The organism is Pararhizobium sp. LjRoot255, from assembly GCF_964252905.1.
GTDB lineage: Bacteria > Pseudomonadota > Alphaproteobacteria > Rhizobiales > Rhizobiaceae > Pararhizobium.
Map to the genome: position 1 here is coordinate 1,989,438 of NZ_CAXUPQ020000001.1, position 18,145 is coordinate 2,007,582.

The window sequence follows — 18,145 nt, forward strand, 5'->3', positions numbered from 1 at the left end:
CGACATCCAGATGGCCTTGGCCGGAAATTGCAGAGAACCGATACATGGAACAGAGCAGAATCGCCGACAGGAACACGCCCTACTGGTGGGAAGCGGCACCCGTCAAACCACTGCCGCGACAGCCGCTGGCCAAGAAGCTGGACGTGGCGATCATAGGCGCCGGCTATGCCGGTCTCTCGGCGGGACTGGTGCTGGCGCGTGAGGGGCGGTCGGTCGCGGCCTTCGATGCGATGAACCCCGGCGAGGGCGCCTCGTCGCGCAATGGCGGCATTACCAGCGGCAGCATCCGGCCGGACTACGCCACGATCGCCCGGCGCTTCGGCGAAGACAAAGCCATCGCCATCGAGGCCGAGGGCAAGATCGCCCGCGAGTTCCTCTATGACTTCATCAGGACCGAAGGGCTGGACTGCGACTTCAATCTGGTCGGCCAGTTCAAGGGCGTCATCGGGTTCGACCAGTACGAGAAGACCGCCCGCAGCGCCGAGACCCTGGCCAAACGACTGGGTATCGAGTCTTACGCCGTTCCGTATACCGAACAGCGCAACTACATCGGCACCGATTTCTATCGCGGCGGCATGGTGCGGATGGATATTGGTGGGCTGCATCCGGCCAAGTTCCACGCGGAACTCCTAAGGGTGGCGCTGGCTTCGGGACTGACAGTCCATTCCGGGACGCGTGTGACTTCGGTAGAGAGAGATGGCTCCGAGTTCCGCGTCATGACGTCGGCCGGCACGGTCCAGGCGCGCCAGGTCCTGGTCTGCACCGACGGCTATACCGATGGTGCGGTGCCTTTCCTGCGCCGCCGGCTGGTGCCGGTTCGCAGCCGCATTATCGTAACAGAGGAACTCGCACCGGACGTCATGGCGCGGCTGATGCCGAAGCAGATGATGATGACGGAGGGCCGCCAGCTCGGATTCTATTACCGGCCGACGCCGGACGGCAAACGCATCCTGTTGGGCGGCCGCGACAGCTCTCGCGCCGGCGATCCGGATGGGCCGAAGCTCGTTCTGCGCAACGGGCTCGTGAATCTCTTCCCCGAACTGGAAAACGTCCGTCTGTCGCACACCTGGTTCGGCAATGTCGCGATGCACCGCGACATGCTGCCCCGCATCTTCGAAAATGACGGTGTGGTCTATGCCACCGGATTCTGCGGTTCGGGGGTCGTCTGGGCACCGTGGGTGGGTATACACGCGGCGCACAAGCTGCTGGGCCATCGCCAACAGGCGCGCACCGCGTTCGACTTCCGACCGCCGGCCTTCATTCCGTTTTACAACGGCAATCCATGGTTCATGCCGGCCATTATTCAAGGCTATCGCATCCAGGACCAAATCGCCTTGTACCGTGCCAGCCGCTGAGAAGACGTCTGGCACCGTTCGGCGGGCGTCGGCCCCTCCGCAGAAACCTCGTCGCACCGACCGAAGATGTGACTGCCGCGCGGCGCAAAACGCTATTTTCCACCGCGCCCGCACTGCTAGTCGATACATGCTGCTTCTCTTCCTTCGCTAGTCTCAGCTGAGGAACACGTCGAGGGGGTTCCGACTCTCCATCCGCGATCAGGCGCGCCGTCGGTGATCCTGTGTTGAGGGCGCTGCCGTCGGCGCGGAACGGAACTTCATTCACCGCCTCGGTTTTTTGCAGCCGACGACCGATCGTCAGAGAGGAACAATATGTTTCAGTTGAACGACAAAGATCTATTCCGGCAGGCCGGCCTGATCGGCAGTGCCTGGTTGGGTGCTGCCACGGGCAAGACGATTGACGTCGTCGATCCCGCGAGCCAGACGACTCTGGGCACCGTTCCGGACATGGGTACCACCGAAACCCGCGCAGCCATCCAGGCAGCCAGCGCCGCCTTTGCACCATGGAAGAAAAAAACCCATGCCGAGCGCGCCGCCCTGCTCGAGCGCTGGCATGCGCTGATGATCGAAAATCTCGAGGATCTTGCGCTGCTCCTCACGCTTGAACAGGGCAAGCCACTCGACGAAGCCCGCGCCGAGATCCGTTATGGCGCGTCCTTTGTCAAATGGTTCGCCGAGGAAGCCCGCCGCATCGGCGGCCACACCATTCCCTCGCCGACGGCGGATCGCCGCATCGTCGTGCTCAAGGATGCGGTCGGCGTCTGCGCCATCGTCACACCGTGGAACTTTCCGAACGCGATGATTACCCGCAAGGTGGCCCCCGCATTGGCGGCCGGTTGTACGGTGGTGATCAAGCCCTCTGAGTTCACGCCCTATTCGGCGCTCGCCCTCGGTGTCCTTGCCGGGCGCGCTGGCATTCCGGCTGGCGTCATCAACATCGTCACCGGCATGCCGACGGAGATTGGCAACGAGATCATGGCGAACGAAACGGTGCGCAAGATCTCCTTCACCGGCTCCACGCGCGTCGGTTCGCTGCTGATGCGCGGCGCGGCGGACAGTATTAAGCGATTGTCGCTCGAACTCGGCGGCAATGCACCCTTCATCGTCTTCGACGATGCCGATCTTGACCTTGCCGTCGAGGGTGCCATTGCGTCCAAGTTCCGAAATGGCGGGCAGACCTGCGTCTGCGCCAACCGGATTCTCGTTCAGGGCAGCGTCTACGCCGCCTTTGCCGAAAAGCTCAGCGCGCGCGTCAACGCGATGAAGGTCGGCCCGGGAACCGAGCCCGGCAACACCATAGGTCCAATGATCAACGCTGCGGCAATCGAGAAGATCAACCTTCATGTCGAAGACGCGCTGGCAAAGGGCGCGAAGGTGGTGGCACGGGGTAGTTCGCTGCCGGAAGGCAAACAGTACATCGCGCCGATCGTCCTTACCGGGGCGACGGCCGACATGCTGCTCGCCAGCGAGGAAACGTTCGGCCCGGTTGCTCCACTCTTCCGCTTCGAAACGGAAGAAGAAGCGATCGCTATCGCCAACGGCACGCCCTTCGGCCTCGCGGCCTATTTCTACACCGAGAGCCTCAAGCGCTCCTGGCGCGTCGGGGAGGCGCTCGAATTCGGCATGATCGGCCTCAACACAGGGGCTATTTCCACCGAAGTGGCGCCTTTCGGCGGCGTCAAGCAGTCGGGGCTAGGGCGCGAGGGCGCACAGGTCGGCATCGAGGAATATCTCGAAATGAAGTGCTTCCACATTGGCGGCCTGAGTTAAGCCGGCTCTCTCGCCGGATAGCTTTTGTCCGATGCCTGCACCCAATTACAAATCCGGCGGCGCATACTCATGCACCGCCGGATTTGTCCCTGCGAAGAGGCTGCACGGGCGACTGACTTCCGCCCGGGCTTGCAGCGATTTTCCACGTTTCATGCGCAAACACCCATATCGGCTGGCCGGTGATGCCCCACAGCCTGCCTGAGTGATCCCGATGCACTTAGACGGATAGAGGCTTCGGTGGCCGGCCGGCGGAACTGCTCTCGAGGCCTGCCCTGGTGGCTCCCCATGCCAGCAGAAGATGCGGCGGCCGATGAGGCGAAAGCGATAAGATACCGCTCAGCACGCCGTCTTCAGATGATCTGCCAACCGGCTTTCCTGCAAACTTTGGCTCAGCAACTTAAGGAAGTGCCATGCAGACACGTCAGATCGATATTGCCGCTTTCGGCCCAGAACATCTGGATGCCGCCATCACCCTCTCGCGGCAGGTCGGTTGGCCTCATCGCCCCGAGGACTGGCAGATGGCGCTTGCCTTGAGCGAAGGCGCGGTCGCGATCGAGGACGACAAGATCGTAGGCACCGTGCTCGTGACGCGCTACAAGGAAGAAAGCGCTACGATCAACATGGTCATTGTCGACCAGACCATGCGCGGCCGCGGCCTTGGCCGGCGGCTCATGGACGCCGCTCTCGACCTTTCCGATGGGTGCCCGCTGCGGCTCGTAGCGACAGAAGACGGCTTGCCGCTCTATGAAAAGCTCGGATTTCGCGAGACCGGGCGGGTGCTGCAGCACCAGGGCATTGCCGCGAAGGTAGCCGCTCCGGCGATCACGTCTGAGGCGACGTCGGCCGATCTTTCCGCCATTGCGGAACTTGACCGGCAGGCCTTCGGTGCCGATCGCAGTGATCTGATCGCCTATCTGGCCAATGTGGGCACATTCGCCGTGATCCGGCGCGACAACCGCATCGTCGGTTTTTCGGCCCTTCGCTGTTTCGGCCGTGGTGAGGTCATCGGCCCCGTCGCCGCCGGGAACCTGGAAGACGCCAAAGCGCTCGTCGCTCACTTCATCGCCCTGCGACCCGGCCGGTTTCTCCGCGTGGATATCACCGGCGTCGCCGACCTGTCGGACTGGCTCGCCGAGCGGGGCCTCGGCCACGTCGGCGGCGGCATTGCCATGATGAAACCACCGATTCCCCATGCCGATTCCGTCCCCACCATCTTTGCCCTCGCCAACCAGGCGCTCGGCTGATCCGGAGAGTATCATGTACAGCAATTCCCTTATCGAGCTCGACCGCGCCCATCTCGTACATCCGGTCGCCTCCTATCGCAATCACGAGAAGCTCGGCGTGCGCGTGCTCGCATCCGCCAAAGGCGCGGCGGTCACAGACGCCTCGGGCAAGCAGCTGATCGACGGTTTCGCAGGCCTGTGGTGCGTCAATGCCGGCTACGGCCAGGAATCGATCGTCGAAGCGGCAACCCGCCAGATGCGCGAACTTCCCTATGCGACGGCCTATTTCGGCCTCGGTTCGGAGCCGGCGATCCGGCTCGCCGCGGCATTGGCCGAGCGCGCTCCGGGCGATCTCAACCATGTTTACTTCACACTCGGCGGATCGGATGCGGTCGACAGCACAGTCCGTTTCATCCGCTATTACTGGATCGCCCGTGGTGAGCCGAAGCGCGACCAGTTCATCTCGGTCGAGCAAGGCTACCACGGCTCGTCGACCGTCGGGGCAGGCTTGACGGCGTTGCCCTTGTTCCATGCAGGTTTCGGCATTCCCTTCGACTGGCAGCATAAAATTCCCTCGCACTACGCCTATCGCAATCCCGTCGGCGATGATCCGCAGGCGATCATCAACGCCTCGCTCGCGGCACTGCGGCGCAAGGTCGAGGAAATTGGCCCCGAGCGCGTCGCCGCCTTTTATGCTGAACCGATCCAGGGTTCGGGCGGCGTGCTGGTGCCACCGAAGGGATGGATGAAGGCGATGCGCGAACTCTGCCGCGAACTGGGCATCCTCTTCGTTGCCGATGAAGTGATCACCGCTTTCGGCCGCACCGGCCCACTCTTCGCCTGCGAGGAGGACGACATCGTGCCGGACTTCATCACCACGGCAAAGGGTCTGACCTCCGGCTATGTTCCGATGGGTGCAGTGTTCATGGCCGACCACGTCTATCAGACCATCGCGGATGGGGCCGGTGCTGCAGCCGTCGGCCACGGCTATACCTATTCGGCCCATCCGGTATCCGCGGCTGTCGGCCTCGAAGTTCTGAAGCTTTACGAAAACGGTTTGCTTGCGAACGGCCGGAAGGCGGGCGCTAGGCTGATGGAAGGGCTTGAGAGCCTCAAGGACCATCCGCTCGTCGGTGATGTCCGCGGCCGCGGAATGCTTGCCGCCGTGGAGCTCGTGGTAAACAAGGAGAAGAAGACCCCGCTGCCGGCGGCGGCCGATCCGGCACGCCGCGTCTTCGACCGGGCGTGGGAAAACGGCCTGGTCCTCCGCGCCTTCGCCAACGGCGTACTTGGCTACGCGCCGCCACTCTGCTGCACCGACGCCGATATCGACGCGATCATTGAGCGCACCCGCAAGACGCTGGACGATACCCTGGCGGACCCGGATGTGCGCGCGGCCATCAAGGACTGATCACGGCAGGCGACAGAGGCAGCAAGCCGTCAAAATCGACATTCTGACCGCGCCATGACCTCTACCGGGAGGTTACGGCGCGGTACAGATTTGCAACGTATTGGCCGGTTGGCTCTTTCGGCATAAGCAAGTGTCACAATTCATCATTGCGGCATTGCCTCGAAAATATCTGGGATCTAGGCGATGTGGCGCGGTTTGAATTGCGCAGCCATGATACGGGCCAACCAGCGGGGAGTGTCCGGCGCAGGAGCGAATACCGAACTCAAAGGGGAAACAGGCTCGTCAATGGCATGTGCGACTTGACGATGGGCGACTTCAAGACGACGAAGCTGAAATACCTGTCGATGCCGATCTCCATGTCGGTAAGGCGCTCCATGATCGCCTGATATTCACTAATGCCGGATGTGACGAATTTCAGGAGATAGTCGTAGCCGCCAGACACCAGGTGGCATTCCATCACCTGGTCGATCTTTTCGATCGAGGTCAGGAAGCGGGCGAAGTCGATCTGCCGGTGGTTTTTCAGGGTGATTTCCGTGAAAACTGTCAATGTCTGCCCGAGCTTGTTCACGTTGATCTGTGCGGAGTAGCCGTCGATATAGCCCTCCGACTGCAGTTTTTTCACGCGCATCAGACATGGGCTCGGCGAAAGATTGACCAACTCGGACAGTTCCACGTTGGTGACGCGGCCATTCTTCTGCAGTTCATGCAAAATCTTTATATCGATACGGTCGAGTTTCAATAGCCTGCTCCGATTGTCGACGACGATTATGGCGCAGCATATCGTGCCGTTATGTTCCCCACAGTCAGATTAACATGTTGCAGTAACGTGTCGACGGCGTTTCGCGTGTCTGCGGCGCATGAACATTTTGCGGCGGCCGGTGCGACGGCATTATATGCTGCGGCGGGAACCAAAGGGCGAGCAGCCCTGCCGCGACCGCGGTCCATCTGTTGCGCCAAAGCTTAGATCGGCACAGTCCTACTGCGAAACTGGACCGTCAGACGTAAGTGCCTTTTGGTCAGCAGCGATTTCAGCAAATATTGGTTGATTCCGATCTCCAGATGGCTTGAATCCGCATTTCCCAGATCGCGGACTAGGCAACTATCGCCAATAGGGTTGCAGCCGGGGTCTCGCTTTCGTTCCCCAGTGGCCGCTACGCTTGCGGCTGGTTCGCTTTTTTGCTGCTAGCCATTCGGCCGTTCAGGCGCTTCATCGCTGCAGAGTGTCCCGGTCCATGGCGTTCGTCAGTCCATTATGGACGGCGTCGCCGTCGCGCCGGTCGCAAAGTCGCATATCAGGAATTCTCGTTCGACATGCACCATCCGTCGTGCCGAGGGACGGCTCAAAACGAATGATTCCGCCGAATTGAAGGGGCAGAACAGCAGGGAAATCTGCTTGCCCGGCGCAACTATGAATTCGACCTTTAACCAAGAGACAGTATTTCACCTATGGCCGTAGACCATGAGAGCGACACAGTCAGCGCCCGGATCGAGCTGATGAAATTCGAAACCCGGCATTTGCAGGGCGCGCTGAGGCTATCGCAGGAGATGGGCTGGCCATATCGCCGTGAGGACTGGGAATTTGCCGCGACGGTCGGCGAGGGTCTGGTCATCGAGCGGGCAGGCGAAGTGATCGGCACGGCCATGTGGTGGAACTACGGGCAGGCCTATGCCACCGCTGGGATGATCATCGTCACCGCCTCGGCACAGGGCGGTGGCTACGGCTCGCGGCTCTTCAATGGGTTGCTTGAAGCGACGGACGGTCGCAACGTGCTGCTCAACTCAACCGAAGAGGGGCTTGCGCTCTACAAGCGACGCGGCTTTACAACCTGGGGCACCGTGCTTCAGCACCAGGGCCCGCTGACCGTTGCGGTGACGCTTAATGCCTGCGACGACATCCGTCCGGCCACTATCTCGGACCTTACGAAGATCCAAGCCTTTGACCAGCGGGCCACGGGCATGCCCCGGCAGTCGATGGTGGCCGAGCTCGCCGACGTGGGCAACGTGGTGGTCATCGAACGCGCGGGACGGGTCGCAGGCTACGCCATCGCCAGGAAGTTCGGCCGCGGCTACGTGGTCGGCCCTTGTGCAGCCGAGAGCGCACAAGACGCGCGTCTCCTGATCCTGGCCCAGCTATCGAAGCTTCATGAGCAATTCGTTCGAATCGATGTCTATGCGGAAGATGAATTGGGCGATTGGCTGGAAGGCCTCGGCCTCAAGCAGGTCAGTTATGCGACCGCTATGGTCAAGGGGCAGCGACCCGAACCCGACGGGCCGGCCCATATGTATGCCTTGGCAAACCAGTCGTTCGGTTAGGAAATCAGGATATGGACAAGATGACGGCAAACCTGCAAGGTCCAGAGACGGCTAAAACGATCGACGCCCTGGTCACCCCAGCGCTGCTTGTGGACCGAGGACGGCTTGAGCGCAATGTACAGCGCCTGGCCGAGCACACCAAGAAGCTTGGCGTGGTGCTGCGCCCGAACATGAAAACGGCCAAGAGCATCGACGTCGCCCGACAGGTGTTCCCGCGCGAACCCGGCCCGATCACCGTCTCGACCATCCAGCATGACTTCTACAACGTGATCAACGGTGAGAGCCCTGACATTGAAGCACGGTGGCAGCGAATCCGCGGCTGGTAGGAATTCCGATGTTTCCGCTTTGCATGGCGCCCATGCAAATTAACGCGCTGGTGTTGCAAAATGAAGCTTACCTCTTACTGGCTGGATACGTCGCAGCCGTTCAATGATGGATCATCCAAACCCCTTGAAGGCCAGTACGACGTGGCTGTGGTGGGAGGCGGTCTGACCGGATCTTCCGCCGCACTGGCGCTTGCCAAGAAGGGCGCCCGGGTCGCCCTGCTCGAGGCCGAAACAATCGGCAACGCCGCATCCGGACGCAATGGCGGTATGTGCAACAATGGTTTTGCCCAGAACTACGCGATCATGGCCGGCAAGTACGGCACGGACGCCGCAAACGCGCTTTACAAGGCTTTCGACGCCGGCGTCGATATGGTCGAGCGGATCGTTGGGGAAGAGCAGATCGACTGCAGCTTCTCCCGAGTAGGCAAGCTCAAGCTTGCCGCCAAACCCGAGCACTACGACATGCTGGCGCGCAGCCAGGAACTTTTGGCGGCCAATGTCGATCCCGACGCGAGGATGATCGCCCGAACTGACCTGCATAGCGAGGTCGGAACTGACCGTTACCACGGCGGTCTGCTCTTTCCCAAGAGCGCCAACATGCATGTCGGCCGGTTCGTCCGGGGCCTGGCGACCGCAGCTGCGCGGCGGGGCGCGGAGGTCTATGAACGCGCGCCCGTCCTGGCCATGCACAAGGTTCCCGCCGGGCATGAGGTAACCACCTCCAGAGGCAAGATCGTTGCGCGGCAGGTTCTGCTGGCCAGCGGCATTTCCCAGGTTGGACCACTCGGATGGATCCGTCGGCGCATCGTGCCGGTCGGCGCATTCCTGATCGTGACGGAGCCGTTATCACCGTCGGAGCTTGAGCGCCTGATGCCGGCCCGTCGCAATGTCGTCGACACGCGCAATCTTGTTGTCTACTGGCGGCTGACACCGGACAACCGCATGTTGTTCGGCGGGCGGGCACGCTTTGCGGCGTCCAATCCACAATCCGACGAAAAAAGCGGCCGGATCCTGAAAGCTGCGATGGTCGACGTTTATCCCGAACTGGCCGGCGTCCGGATCGACTACTGCTGGGGCGGCATGGTCGATATGACCCGCGACCGCTTACCCCGCGCCGGGGAGCGCGACGGAATCTTCTACTCTATGGGCTATAGCGGCCACGGCACTCATATGTCGACGCTGATGGGCAGCATCATGACCGACGTCATGGACGGGCGTCCCGACCTCAACCCCTGGAAGGATTTCGACTGGCCAGCGATCCCTGGATATTTCGGGCGTCCCTGGTTCCTGCCGATCCTCGGTGCCTATTACCGCCTGAAGGACCTAGTACAATGATCGCGCCCCTCGAACACCTGTCCCGAAACGGCCACCTGCAGAAGTTCTTCATCGACGGCAAATGGCGTGAGCCGAGAGGCACCGCCAGGGGCGTTGTGGTGAACCCGGCCACGGAAGAGGTTGTGACCCAAATTCGGCTCGGAAACAGCGAGGACGTGGACGCGGCCGTTTCAGCGGCCCGTCGTGCGTTCGCCACCTGGAGCCGTACCAAGCCGGAATACCGCGCGGGTCTGCTTGATCGCCTGCACGCGGTGCTTGAAGCGCGCAGCGAACTGCTTGCACAATGCATCACCCTCGAGATAGGTGCGGCGATCGGATATGCGCGCACCGCGCAGGTGCCCCTGGCAATGGCCCATGTGGAGGTCGCTCGCGATGTCCTGGAAGCCTTCCCCTTGGTCAAGCAGCGCGGCCGCACAGCCGTCACCCACGAACCGATCGGTGTCTGCGCAATGATCACTCCGTGGAACTGGCCACTTTACCAGATCACGGCCAAAGTTGCGCCGGCGCTCGCGGCGGGCTGCACGGTCGTGCTGAAGCCAAGCGAGCTTTCTCCTCTAAACGCCCTTCTGTTCGCTGAGGCGATCGAGGAGGCTGGGTTCCCGGCCGGGGTTTTCAACCTTGTCAATGGCGACGGCCCATGCGTCGGCGCGGCTCTGGCCTCCCATCAAGATGTCGACATGATCTCCATTACCGGCTCTACCCGAGCGGGCATCGCGGTTGCCGAGGCAGCCGCGCCGACTGTCAAGCGGGTCGCGCAGGAGCTCGGCGGCAAGTCGCCGAACGTAATCCTACCGGACGCCGACCTCGATCGCGCCGTTTCTTTGGGCATAGCCGCTGCGTTTCGCAATCTCGGCCAGTCATGCAGCGCGCCGACGCGTATGATTGTCCCGCGCGCGCTGCTTTCCGAGATCGAGTCACTTGCCAAAAGGGCCGCGGATGAAATCGTCGTGGGCGATCCTCTCTCGGAGACCAGCACCCACGGCGTGATCGCCAACCGAGCCCAGTTCGACCGGATCCAAGCCATGATCAGGGTCGGCATTTCAGAAGGCGCAAAGCTCATTGCCGGCGGAGAGGGCCGTCCGGGCGGTCTGGATGTCGGGCTCTACGTTAAACCGACGATTTTTTCCGAGGTGGGCACCGGCATGCGCATTGCCCAGGAGGAGATCTTCGGGCCGGTTCTGTGCCTCATCCCCTACGACACGGTGGAGGAGGCCGTCACCATCGCCAACGATACTGTTTACGGCCTGGGAGCGCATGTGCAGGGCAAAGATATGAACATCGTCAAGGATGTCGCGTCGCAGATCCGCGCTGGTCAAGTGCACCTCAACTACCCGGCCTGGGATCCACACGCGCCGTTTGGCGGCTTCAAGCAATCTGGAAACGGACGCGAATACGGCATCGAAGGCATGTTGGAGTATCTTGAGGTCAAGTCCATCCTCGGCTTTTTCTAAGCGGCATCTTCGCCGTTGCTGAACGCGCAGCCAGAACCGCGGCGGTTATTGTGCCTGTATCGTCCCTGCCGGACACGGTGCTGGTTCCAGCCGTCGTCACGTGTTTCGAGCGTCGTCATCACGCAGCACGCGGCGGTGGTTTCCCCGAGCCGAGGATCAATCACCTGAGGACACGTCGTCTGAATTCCGAATTGCCATCGGGGTGCCGCCGTAGAGAATCTGCGGCCCGTCATGCTGGATCCGAATAATGCCCTGCCGTGCCGGGCGAGTTCAGAAGAATCTATCGGTCAAACGGTCATAAGCTTCAGTGTCAGCAACGACCAACTGGGAGAACTTGCCATGGAACTCATCATCAGCATGCCGATCCTCCTCGCTTTTGCCAGTCTTCTTCTGACGCGAACGCCCGGATCCGACATGGTGTTTTCGGCCAGCCGGGCCGATCAAGGAAAGACGATCATCTAGGCCCTGCGAACCGCTCACTCGCGCGCCAGGCCGGACCATTCTGCCGAGTACAATAGCGGGTTTCCCGCAGTGCGCTCGTGACGTGAAGTGCCGAGCGGATTATTTTGCCCAACCCACCAAATGCAGCAAGCTTGCCCGTTCCCTAGGAATGGCCATTACTTGGAATGAGGGAAGCATGAACGAGAAAATCTACGTTGCGTCGCATAACAGGAACCGCACGCTTGTCGACAACGAGACCTATCTGAGATGGTATGCGGAGAGTATTGCCGACCCAGAGACGTTCTGGGGCGAACATGGCAAGCGCATCGACTGGTTCAAGCCCTATACCAAGGTCAAGAATACAAGTTTCGAAGGCAAGGTTTCGATCAAATGGTTCGAGGACGGCCTCACCAACGTCTCGTACAATTGCATCGACCGGCATCTGGAAAAACGCGGCGACCAGGTGGCGATCATCTGGGAGGGCGACAATCCCTATGACGACAAGAAGATCACCTATCGCGAGCTTTACGACCATGTCTGCCGCCTTGCCAATGTGCTGAAGGCAAACGGTGTCAGACGAGGCGACCGCGTCACCATCTATATGCCGATGATCCCGGAAGCAGCCTATGCGATGCTCGCCTGCGCCCGCATCGGTGCCATTCATTCGATCGTCTTCGGCGGTTTCTCGCCCGACGCGCTGGCCGGCCGCATCGTCGACTGCCAATCGACCTTCGTCATCACCGCCGACGAAGGCTTGCGCGGCGGCCGGTCGATCCCGCTCAAGGCCAACACCGACCAGGCGATCGAGATCGCCAGCCGGAACGGCGTCGAGGTGAAGTCCGTCGTCGTCGTCCGCCGCACCGGCGGCAAGATCAACTGGTCCGCGGGTCGCGACATCTGGTATCATCAGGCCGTCACCACGGTGAAAGCCGATTGTCCGCCGGCGAAGATGAAGGCGGAAGACCCGCTGTTCATCCTCTACACCTCGGGCTCGACCGGCAAGCCGAAGGGTGTGCTGCACACGACGGGCGGTTATCTCGTCTATGCCTCGATGACGCATCAATATGTCTTCGATTATCATGACGGCGATATCTACTGGTGCACGGCCGATGTCGGCTGGGTCACCGGCCATTCCTACATCGTCTACGGACCGCTCGCCAATGGCGCGACGACATTGATGTTCGAGGGCGTGCCGACCTATCCGGATGCCGGCCGGCTGTGGGACGTGGTCGACAAGCACAAGGTCAACATCTTCTACACGGCGCCGACGGCGATCCGCGCGCTGATGGGCCAGGGCGATGCCTTCGTCACCCGCTCGTCACGCCAATCGTTGCGCACCCTCGGCTCGGTCGGCGAGCCGATCAACCCGGAAGCCTGGGAATGGTACTATCATGTGGTCGGCGAGGGCCGTTGCCCGGTGGTCGATACCTGGTGGCAGACGGAGACCGGCGGCATCCTGATCACGCCGTTGCCCGGCGCGACGGCGTTGAAGCCGGGATCGGCCACGCGGCCCTTCTTCGGCGTCCAGCCGCAGCTGGTCGATAATGAGGGCAAGGTGATCGAGGGTGCGGCCGACGGCAATCTCTGCATCACCGACAGCTGGCCCGGCCAGATGCGCACCGTCTATGGCGACCACGAACGCTTCATCCAGACCTATTTTTCGACCTACAAGGGCAAATATTTCACCGGCGACGGCTGCCGCCGTGACGAGGATGGCTATTACTGGATCACCGGCCGCGTCGATGATGTCCTCAACGTCTCCGGCCACCGCATGGGTACCGCCGAGGTCGAATCAGCGCTGGTCAGCCATGATGCGGTTTCGGAAGCCGCCGTCGTCGGCTATCCGCACGATATCAAGGGCCAGGGCATTTATAGCTACGTGACGCTGATGGTCGGCCAGCAGGGGTCGGAAGAGCTGCGCAAGGAGCTGATCTCCCATGTCCGCAAGGAAATCGGCGCCATTGCCTCGCCGGACAAGATCCAGTTCGCCCCCGGCTTGCCGAAAACCCGCTCCGGCAAGATCATGCGCCGGATTTTGCGCAAGATCGCCGAAGACGATTTCGGCTCACTCGGCGATACCTCGACGCTTGCCGATCCGCACGTGGTCGATGATCTCATCGCCAACCGGCAGAACAGCTGACTGGAAGCGCTCTTTGGCTCACAACACCTCGTCGTTGTGGCCATCGAAAGCGGACGGCGCTGCTGCGATACACGAGGGGTGGCGTAGATTTTGGGAGCCGTCGCCGGGGGCGCTGCCAGACCCGTCTGATGGCAGGCCACGAGGCGGCCGGCTATCAAGGGGATTTTGGCCAGGTAATCGCCGGGGCATCCTGCGTAGTTTGCGACGCCACCGCATTTCCTGCGGTTTCCGGAACGTGGTCGGGAATTTTGAAGCATTGGCTTGGCAGCACATCGAAATACCAGGCAAAACCACCATTGACGTGCGGACGACGGGCCGCAGACCCATGAAAATGGCATTCTCGCAGACGTTCATTCGCCCCTTGAGACATCCAGCACACGAAAAGCAAGGCCGAACTGGATTCACAGCAACGCGATTGCCCACCTCAAGAGAAAGGAGATTTCCGTTCCCGCCTGGAACTTGATACGCACCATTCCCGCTGCGAGAGGCGGCAGCTCGGTTTCGACAGGCGGACATCGCGTCGGCCGAACAATATTGCGGCAAGTCTCAGGCTTTTGCATCCTCTCCCAATTTTGTCCTATCGCTGCTCTAAACGCCGTTTCACGTTTTCAACCCCAAGTACGGGGCTTGTCAGAACTGGAAGACTGTGGGCCGTACCCCGCACTGCACGGGCCATCGAGGCCTGCGCCAAAACGACCACATCGACCTTCTGCGACAGCTCTTCGAGAGCTTGGCGGATTTGCGCGTCATGAGCTTCGACGTCCCCGCCGGCGAGGAGTTGAAACGCTCCCTGAACAAGCACATGGTCGATCGCTACGTCCTTGCCCGCCTCGCATGCCTGGCGCTTCAGTAGATCCACTGTCGGCACCAGCGTTGTGGATAAGGTCGCTAGGACGCCTATGCGGTTTCCTTGCTCGACAGCGGCTTTGGCCATGCCTTCATCAATACGGAACAGCGGCACAGGGCAAAGCGGCGCAATGGCATCGACTGCCGGTCCGAGGGTCGAGCATGTGACGACAATCGCATCTGCCCCGGCGTCGACTGCCGACCATACGTAGGTCGCGAGCCTTCGTTTTGTCAGATCGGATAGCGACCCGCGCTCAATGGTATCCCTCAAGAGGCTCTCGTCGAGGATCGCGAACGGCTTCCAGTCGGGCAGATGTTCTTTGGCGAGGCCCTCGAACTCGGAAACAAGGCCGGAAACCGTATGGATGAAAGCCAACTTTCTGACGGAAGCGCTCGTCGTTTGATCTGACATATGATTTCCCCTCTGGTTGCTGGGAACTGAGCTGGCGGAACGGGATGTCTGGACCAGTTCATCAACCTGGTCCCGCGTGCTAGTCCTCTTCTGGCGGCCTTCCAGCCGAAGTTTAGCAGTTTCTTCCAGTTCCTCGGCTCCGTAGACGGCGCTCTTCAGGTCTTGGGCCGCCATGCCGAGCCGTGAGTTGCCAGAAGGACCGCTGCGTCAGAAGTCGCCAACTTCAATTTTCGATCTGTCGGTGAAGCGCGACAGGCGGAATGGAGTCGGATCGATGCTTGTCGCGTCGCCCGCGACCAGATCCGCCGCCAGATGGCCAATGCCAGGGCCGGCGCCGAAGCCGTGTCCCGAGCAGCCTGCGGCGACGAATACTCCGCCAATGCTGTCCACCGGGGAAATCACCGGTACTGCGTCCGGTGTGGAGTCGATATACCCGCCCCAGGCGGACACGACGCCGGCATCGGCAACGGTGGGGAACAGGGTTCTTACCCGCGCCATGATGGTTGCCAACATCCGCTTGTCCGGAGCGGGATCGAGGACGCGGATGCGCTCAAAGGGGGTTGGCCTGTCGAGATGCCAGCGACGGAGTGAGTCCGGGCCCTCGAAGAACGAGCGGCCTATGCCGATCTCGACGGCCTTCAACCGTTTCATGAACATCGGCAGAAACGGGCGGACATAGCGGATCCCCTGCGGCGTGATCTCGAGGGTCGCCCTGCCGCTGACCGCGATCGTGTAGCCGCCATCGAGCCGGCGCGTCATGGCAAAGTCGGATGTATAGACTGCCTCACCAAAATCCGGTGCAGGAGCGGTCCGCAAGGCGGTCTGGCGGACGCTGGCCTGCGGCAGCGAAACCGCATGCATGCGCAGGAAAGCAGAAGCCCAGGCGCCGGCGGCACATAGGACCGCGTTGGTGCGGATAGTGCCTTTCTCGGTGACGACGCCGCTCACTTGCCCATTGGTGATATCCAGGCCGCGTGCCGCGCAGTTCTGATGAACGGTCGCGCCATGCATGCGCGCGCCCTCGGCGATCCGAGGGGCGGCGAGCGCGGGCTCGGCCTTGCCATCGTCTGCAGCATGGACACCGCCCAGCCATTTGCGGCCGCCAGCCGCAGGAACGGCGGCAGCGGCCTCGTCGGCCGTAAGCATCCGCGTATTGACGTCGAACCGTCGGGCAACCTCGCGCCACTTGTCCCATTCGGCGAGCTGCTTTTGATCGGCGGTCGCATAGATAAGCCCGCAACGGCGAAAGCCAAGGTCATGCCCGATCTCTTTGGTGAGCTCTTCCCACAGCCGTAGCGCCAGATTGGCAAGCGGCAACTCACGTGCGTCGCGGTTCTGCCGACGGCACCAGCCCCAGTTCCGGCTCGACTGTTCGCAGCCGACATAGCCCTTTTCGATAAGCGCCACCGACAGGCCGCGCCGTGCCAGGAAATAGGCCGCGCTGGCGCCGACAATCCCACCGCCGATTACCACGACATCTGCTGACTTGGGTAGAGTTTCATCGCTGCTGATGTGGTGGATTAACGGGGACATGGGGGCCTCGGAGTCAATGATAGTGGCAGTATCGCGAAAGGGTGCCGCAGAATGCACTGACTGCAGCGGCAATTCGGTATTTTGCACCGAATATCGTCGCCATTCGGCAAGTAACGCGGAGAAGGCGTTTTTATCGTCGTCCAGAGGTGCGGTGCTGCCGTGATCGACGATTAAAATCAAAGTCATAATTTCTTGAGAAGTTCCGTAAATGCTTACGCCTCAGATGGCGATAAATTTAGCCTGTAATGTGCAAGTCTCGGTACATTGGGGCCCCGCAACCAAACCAATCGCAAAAAACCCTTGTGTCCAAAGTAGGGTTTTTGCGTTTCTGCGTCGCGCAACACCGAGGCGCAAGCCCGCCAAAAACCAAAAAACCACTGCACCAAAGGCCGCCGCTTCAAGTATGCGGCGGCAACGGCTCTGTCATCTTGCGGCGAGCGCGGCGACGTCTTCGTGGAAGTACGAGAGCCGGATCGTAGGCTGGGTCCCGCCATTTGACCAGTTCATCATGGCGTTCATGGGCGAGGTTCAGCGCAGGGCGAGCACCGGGAGTGCTGCGATGACCATGATGACGCCGTAGGGAACCTTGCGCGTTGCGCGGATTTCCTCGATGCGCATGAAGATGGAAATGTGCGCCAGTTGCAACGGCATCGGCAACCGCAGCGCCAGCAAGGCGAGGACACCGCCAATCAGGAGAAAGATGGCGAAGGGCAGCATGCCGTGCCAGCCGATGAACAGACCGATCGGCAGGAAGAGCTTGGCATCGCCGGCGCCGAAGAGGCCGAACGCCCAAAGGGCCACGCCAAGCGCGAAAAGCAGGAGGCCGGCGGCGGCATCGCCGCCGATGCCGGTGGAGGAGAAGAGTGCCGCGCCGACATCATCCGTCATCAGCAATGCCGCCACGGCACGCAGGCAATAGAGGGCGAGCAGGGCGAGAATGGCGCCATTCGGTATTTTCCAGCTGCGGAAATCGCTCCAGGCCGCATAGAGGAAAAGTAATACTGATGCGGCAGTAACAATGTTGATGGTTTGCGTCATATTTGCCCTCCGTCTGTTCAAAATGCCAGATTGTCACAAAAAGCGAAGATACCGGACCGAGGCTAAGTCTTTAGAGGTAGATGAAAGTCGATAAATACTACCACTAGTCACGGTTGTACAGCATATTGACCGGTCCAGACAGCCTTTCTCTCCGAGCGGAATTTAACTATAAATATAGGTGTCAAGAAATGATGCGTTTTAGCAGTTGACGATGTAATAATTAAGTGACTATTAATATTAACAGTCGGAGAGGCGGTCTCGACGACATGGCGGGCCGGAGGACATTTGCGGGCGCGCCGAATATCCTGGAGGTAATTCTCGATGAAAGCACTTTTGTCTGCAGTACGCGCTTTCGCGCGGGAAGAAGATGGCGTGGCGCTGACTGAATATCTGATTCTTCTTGCCTTGCTTATCGGCGGCGTGATCACGGCGGTGACCTTGGCCGGCGACAATCTGGCAGCCGTCTGGAATGCATGGGCAGGCTGGTTCACGACTGCACTGGCAGTTCCCGCCTGATATTATTATTCATAAAAATGGAGAGGGGATTTTTG

Annotated in this window: 15 protein-coding genes; 11 read left to right on the forward strand and 4 right to left on the reverse strand. The window is 60.9% G+C overall.

Annotated elements, in window-relative coordinates:
• The first annotated feature begins 44 nt into the window (after positions 1 to 44).
• The 4 genes from ACSQ2W_RS09665 (at position 45) to ACSQ2W_RS09680 (ending at position 5,759) form a co-directional block, all read left to right on the forward strand.
• Positions 45 to 1,355, forward strand: a complete 1,311-nt coding sequence (locus ACSQ2W_RS09665; RefSeq protein ID WP_436086050.1) for an NAD(P)/FAD-dependent oxidoreductase — start codon at positions 45 to 47, stop codon at positions 1,353 to 1,355.
• Positions 1,356 to 1,667: 312 nt separating this feature from the next.
• Entirely contained in the window at positions 1,668 to 3,125 is a 1,458-nt protein-coding gene (locus tag ACSQ2W_RS09670) for an NAD-dependent succinate-semialdehyde dehydrogenase (protein ID WP_436086051.1), read from the forward strand.
• A 410-nt stretch (positions 3,126 to 3,535) separates the two neighbouring features.
• Positions 3,536 to 4,369: a GNAT family N-acetyltransferase gene (locus ACSQ2W_RS09675; RefSeq protein WP_436086052.1), complete on the forward strand. Its 834-nt coding sequence runs from the start codon at positions 3,536 to 3,538 to the stop codon at positions 4,367 to 4,369.
• A gap of 13 nt (positions 4,370 to 4,382) precedes the next feature.
• Positions 4,383 to 5,759, forward strand: a complete 1,377-nt coding sequence (locus tag ACSQ2W_RS09680; protein WP_436086053.1) for an aspartate aminotransferase family protein — start codon at positions 4,383 to 4,385, stop codon at positions 5,757 to 5,759.
• A gap of 262 nt (positions 5,760 to 6,021) precedes the next feature.
• Here the strand turns inward: ACSQ2W_RS09680 and ACSQ2W_RS09685 are convergent, their stop codons facing one another.
• Positions 6,022 to 6,498 (reverse strand): Lrp/AsnC family transcriptional regulator, encoded by a 477-nt coding sequence (locus ACSQ2W_RS09685; RefSeq protein ID WP_436086054.1) that lies wholly within the window; start codon positions 6,496 to 6,498, stop codon positions 6,022 to 6,024.
• A gap of 755 nt (positions 6,499 to 7,253) precedes the next feature.
• On the opposite strand from ACSQ2W_RS09685, the gene ACSQ2W_RS09690 reads away from it, so the two are divergent.
• From ACSQ2W_RS09690 to acs, 6 genes are all read left to right on the forward strand, one after another.
• Positions 7,254 to 8,072 carry a GNAT family N-acetyltransferase gene (locus tag ACSQ2W_RS09690; protein ID WP_436086055.1) on the forward strand — a complete coding sequence of 273 codons (819 nt, stop codon included), beginning with the start codon at positions 7,254 to 7,256 and terminating at the stop codon, positions 8,070 to 8,072.
• A gap of 11 nt (positions 8,073 to 8,083) precedes the next feature.
• On the forward strand, positions 8,084 to 8,398 hold the full coding sequence (locus ACSQ2W_RS09695) for a hypothetical protein (protein ID WP_436086056.1): 315 nt from the start codon (positions 8,084 to 8,086) through the stop codon (positions 8,396 to 8,398).
• Positions 8,399 to 8,458: 60 nt separating this feature from the next.
• On the forward strand, positions 8,459 to 9,733 hold the full coding sequence (locus ACSQ2W_RS09700) for an NAD(P)/FAD-dependent oxidoreductase (protein WP_436086057.1): 1,275 nt from the start codon (positions 8,459 to 8,461) through the stop codon (positions 9,731 to 9,733).
• Positions 9,730 to 11,184, forward strand: a complete 1,455-nt coding sequence (locus ACSQ2W_RS09705; RefSeq protein ID WP_436086058.1) for an aldehyde dehydrogenase family protein — start codon at positions 9,730 to 9,732, stop codon at positions 11,182 to 11,184. Before ACSQ2W_RS09700 ends, ACSQ2W_RS09705 begins: the two co-directional genes overlap by 4 nt.
• A 339-nt stretch (positions 11,185 to 11,523) precedes the next feature.
• Positions 11,524 to 11,646 (forward strand): hypothetical protein, encoded by a 123-nt coding sequence (locus ACSQ2W_RS09710; RefSeq protein WP_436086059.1) that lies wholly within the window; start codon positions 11,524 to 11,526, stop codon positions 11,644 to 11,646.
• Between the two features lie 175 nt (positions 11,647 to 11,821).
• Positions 11,822 to 13,765 (forward strand): acetate--CoA ligase, encoded by a 1,944-nt coding sequence (acs, locus tag ACSQ2W_RS09715; RefSeq protein ID WP_436086060.1) that lies wholly within the window; start codon positions 11,822 to 11,824, stop codon positions 13,763 to 13,765.
• Between the two features lie 577 nt (positions 13,766 to 14,342).
• On the opposite strand, the gene ACSQ2W_RS09720 is transcribed toward acs, so the two are convergent.
• The 3 genes from ACSQ2W_RS09720 to ACSQ2W_RS09730 all read right to left on the reverse strand — a co-directional run bounded on the left by ACSQ2W_RS09720 (position 14,343) and on the right by ACSQ2W_RS09730 (position 17,594).
• Positions 14,343 to 15,023: an aspartate/glutamate racemase family protein gene (locus tag ACSQ2W_RS09720; RefSeq protein WP_436087731.1), complete on the reverse strand. Its 681-nt coding sequence runs from the start codon at positions 15,021 to 15,023 to the stop codon at positions 14,343 to 14,345.
• 207 nt (positions 15,024 to 15,230) lie between these two features.
• Entirely contained in the window at positions 15,231 to 16,556 is a 1,326-nt protein-coding gene (locus ACSQ2W_RS09725; protein WP_436087732.1) for an NAD(P)/FAD-dependent oxidoreductase, read from the reverse strand.
• Positions 16,557 to 17,084: 528 nt separating this feature from the next.
• On the reverse strand, positions 17,085 to 17,594 hold the full coding sequence (locus ACSQ2W_RS09730) for a prepilin peptidase (RefSeq protein ID WP_436086061.1): 510 nt from the start codon (positions 17,592 to 17,594) through the stop codon (positions 17,085 to 17,087).
• A 321-nt stretch (positions 17,595 to 17,915) separates the two neighbouring features.
• On the opposite strand from ACSQ2W_RS09730, the gene ACSQ2W_RS09735 reads away from it, so the two are divergent.
• On the forward strand, positions 17,916 to 18,110 hold the full coding sequence (locus ACSQ2W_RS09735; protein ID WP_436086062.1) for a Flp family type IVb pilin: 195 nt from the start codon (positions 17,916 to 17,918) through the stop codon (positions 18,108 to 18,110).
• Positions 18,111 to 18,145 lie beyond the last annotated feature (35 nt).

Excerpts from the sequence above, each read along its gene's own strand:
- ACSQ2W_RS09665 (WP_436086050.1), top strand. The coding sequence starts at position 45 with ATGGAACAGAGCAGAATCGCCGACAGGAACACGCCCTACTGGTGGGAA.
- ACSQ2W_RS09670 (WP_436086051.1), top strand. The coding sequence starts at position 1,668 with ATGTTTCAGTTGAACGACAAAGATCTATTCCGGCAGGCCGGCCTGATC.
- ACSQ2W_RS09675 (WP_436086052.1), top strand. The coding sequence starts at position 3,536 with ATGCAGACACGTCAGATCGATATTGCCGCTTTCGGCCCAGAACATCTG.
- ACSQ2W_RS09680 (WP_436086053.1), top strand. The coding sequence starts at position 4,383 with ATGTACAGCAATTCCCTTATCGAGCTCGACCGCGCCCATCTCGTACAT.
- ACSQ2W_RS09690 (WP_436086055.1), top strand. The coding sequence starts at position 7,254 with ATGAAATTCGAAACCCGGCATTTGCAGGGCGCGCTGAGGCTATCGCAG.
- ACSQ2W_RS09695 (WP_436086056.1), top strand. The coding sequence starts at position 8,084 with ATGGACAAGATGACGGCAAACCTGCAAGGTCCAGAGACGGCTAAAACG.
- ACSQ2W_RS09700 (WP_436086057.1), top strand. The coding sequence starts at position 8,459 with ATGAAGCTTACCTCTTACTGGCTGGATACGTCGCAGCCGTTCAATGAT.
- ACSQ2W_RS09705 (WP_436086058.1), top strand. The coding sequence starts at position 9,730 with ATGATCGCGCCCCTCGAACACCTGTCCCGAAACGGCCACCTGCAGAAG.
- ACSQ2W_RS09710 (WP_436086059.1), top strand. The coding sequence starts at position 11,524 with ATGGAACTCATCATCAGCATGCCGATCCTCCTCGCTTTTGCCAGTCTT.
- acs (WP_436086060.1), top strand. The coding sequence starts at position 11,822 with ATGAACGAGAAAATCTACGTTGCGTCGCATAACAGGAACCGCACGCTT.
- ACSQ2W_RS09720 (WP_436087731.1), bottom strand. The coding sequence starts at position 15,023 with ATGTCAGATCAAACGACGAGCGCTTCCGTCAGAAAGTTGGCTTTCATC.
- ACSQ2W_RS09725 (WP_436087732.1), bottom strand. The coding sequence starts at position 16,556 with ATGTCCCCGTTAATCCACCACATCAGCAGCGATGAAACTCTACCCAAG.
- ACSQ2W_RS09730 (WP_436086061.1), bottom strand. The coding sequence starts at position 17,594 with ATGACGCAAACCATCAACATTGTTACTGCCGCATCAGTATTACTTTTC.
- ACSQ2W_RS09735 (WP_436086062.1), top strand. The coding sequence starts at position 17,916 with ATGAAAGCACTTTTGTCTGCAGTACGCGCTTTCGCGCGGGAAGAAGAT.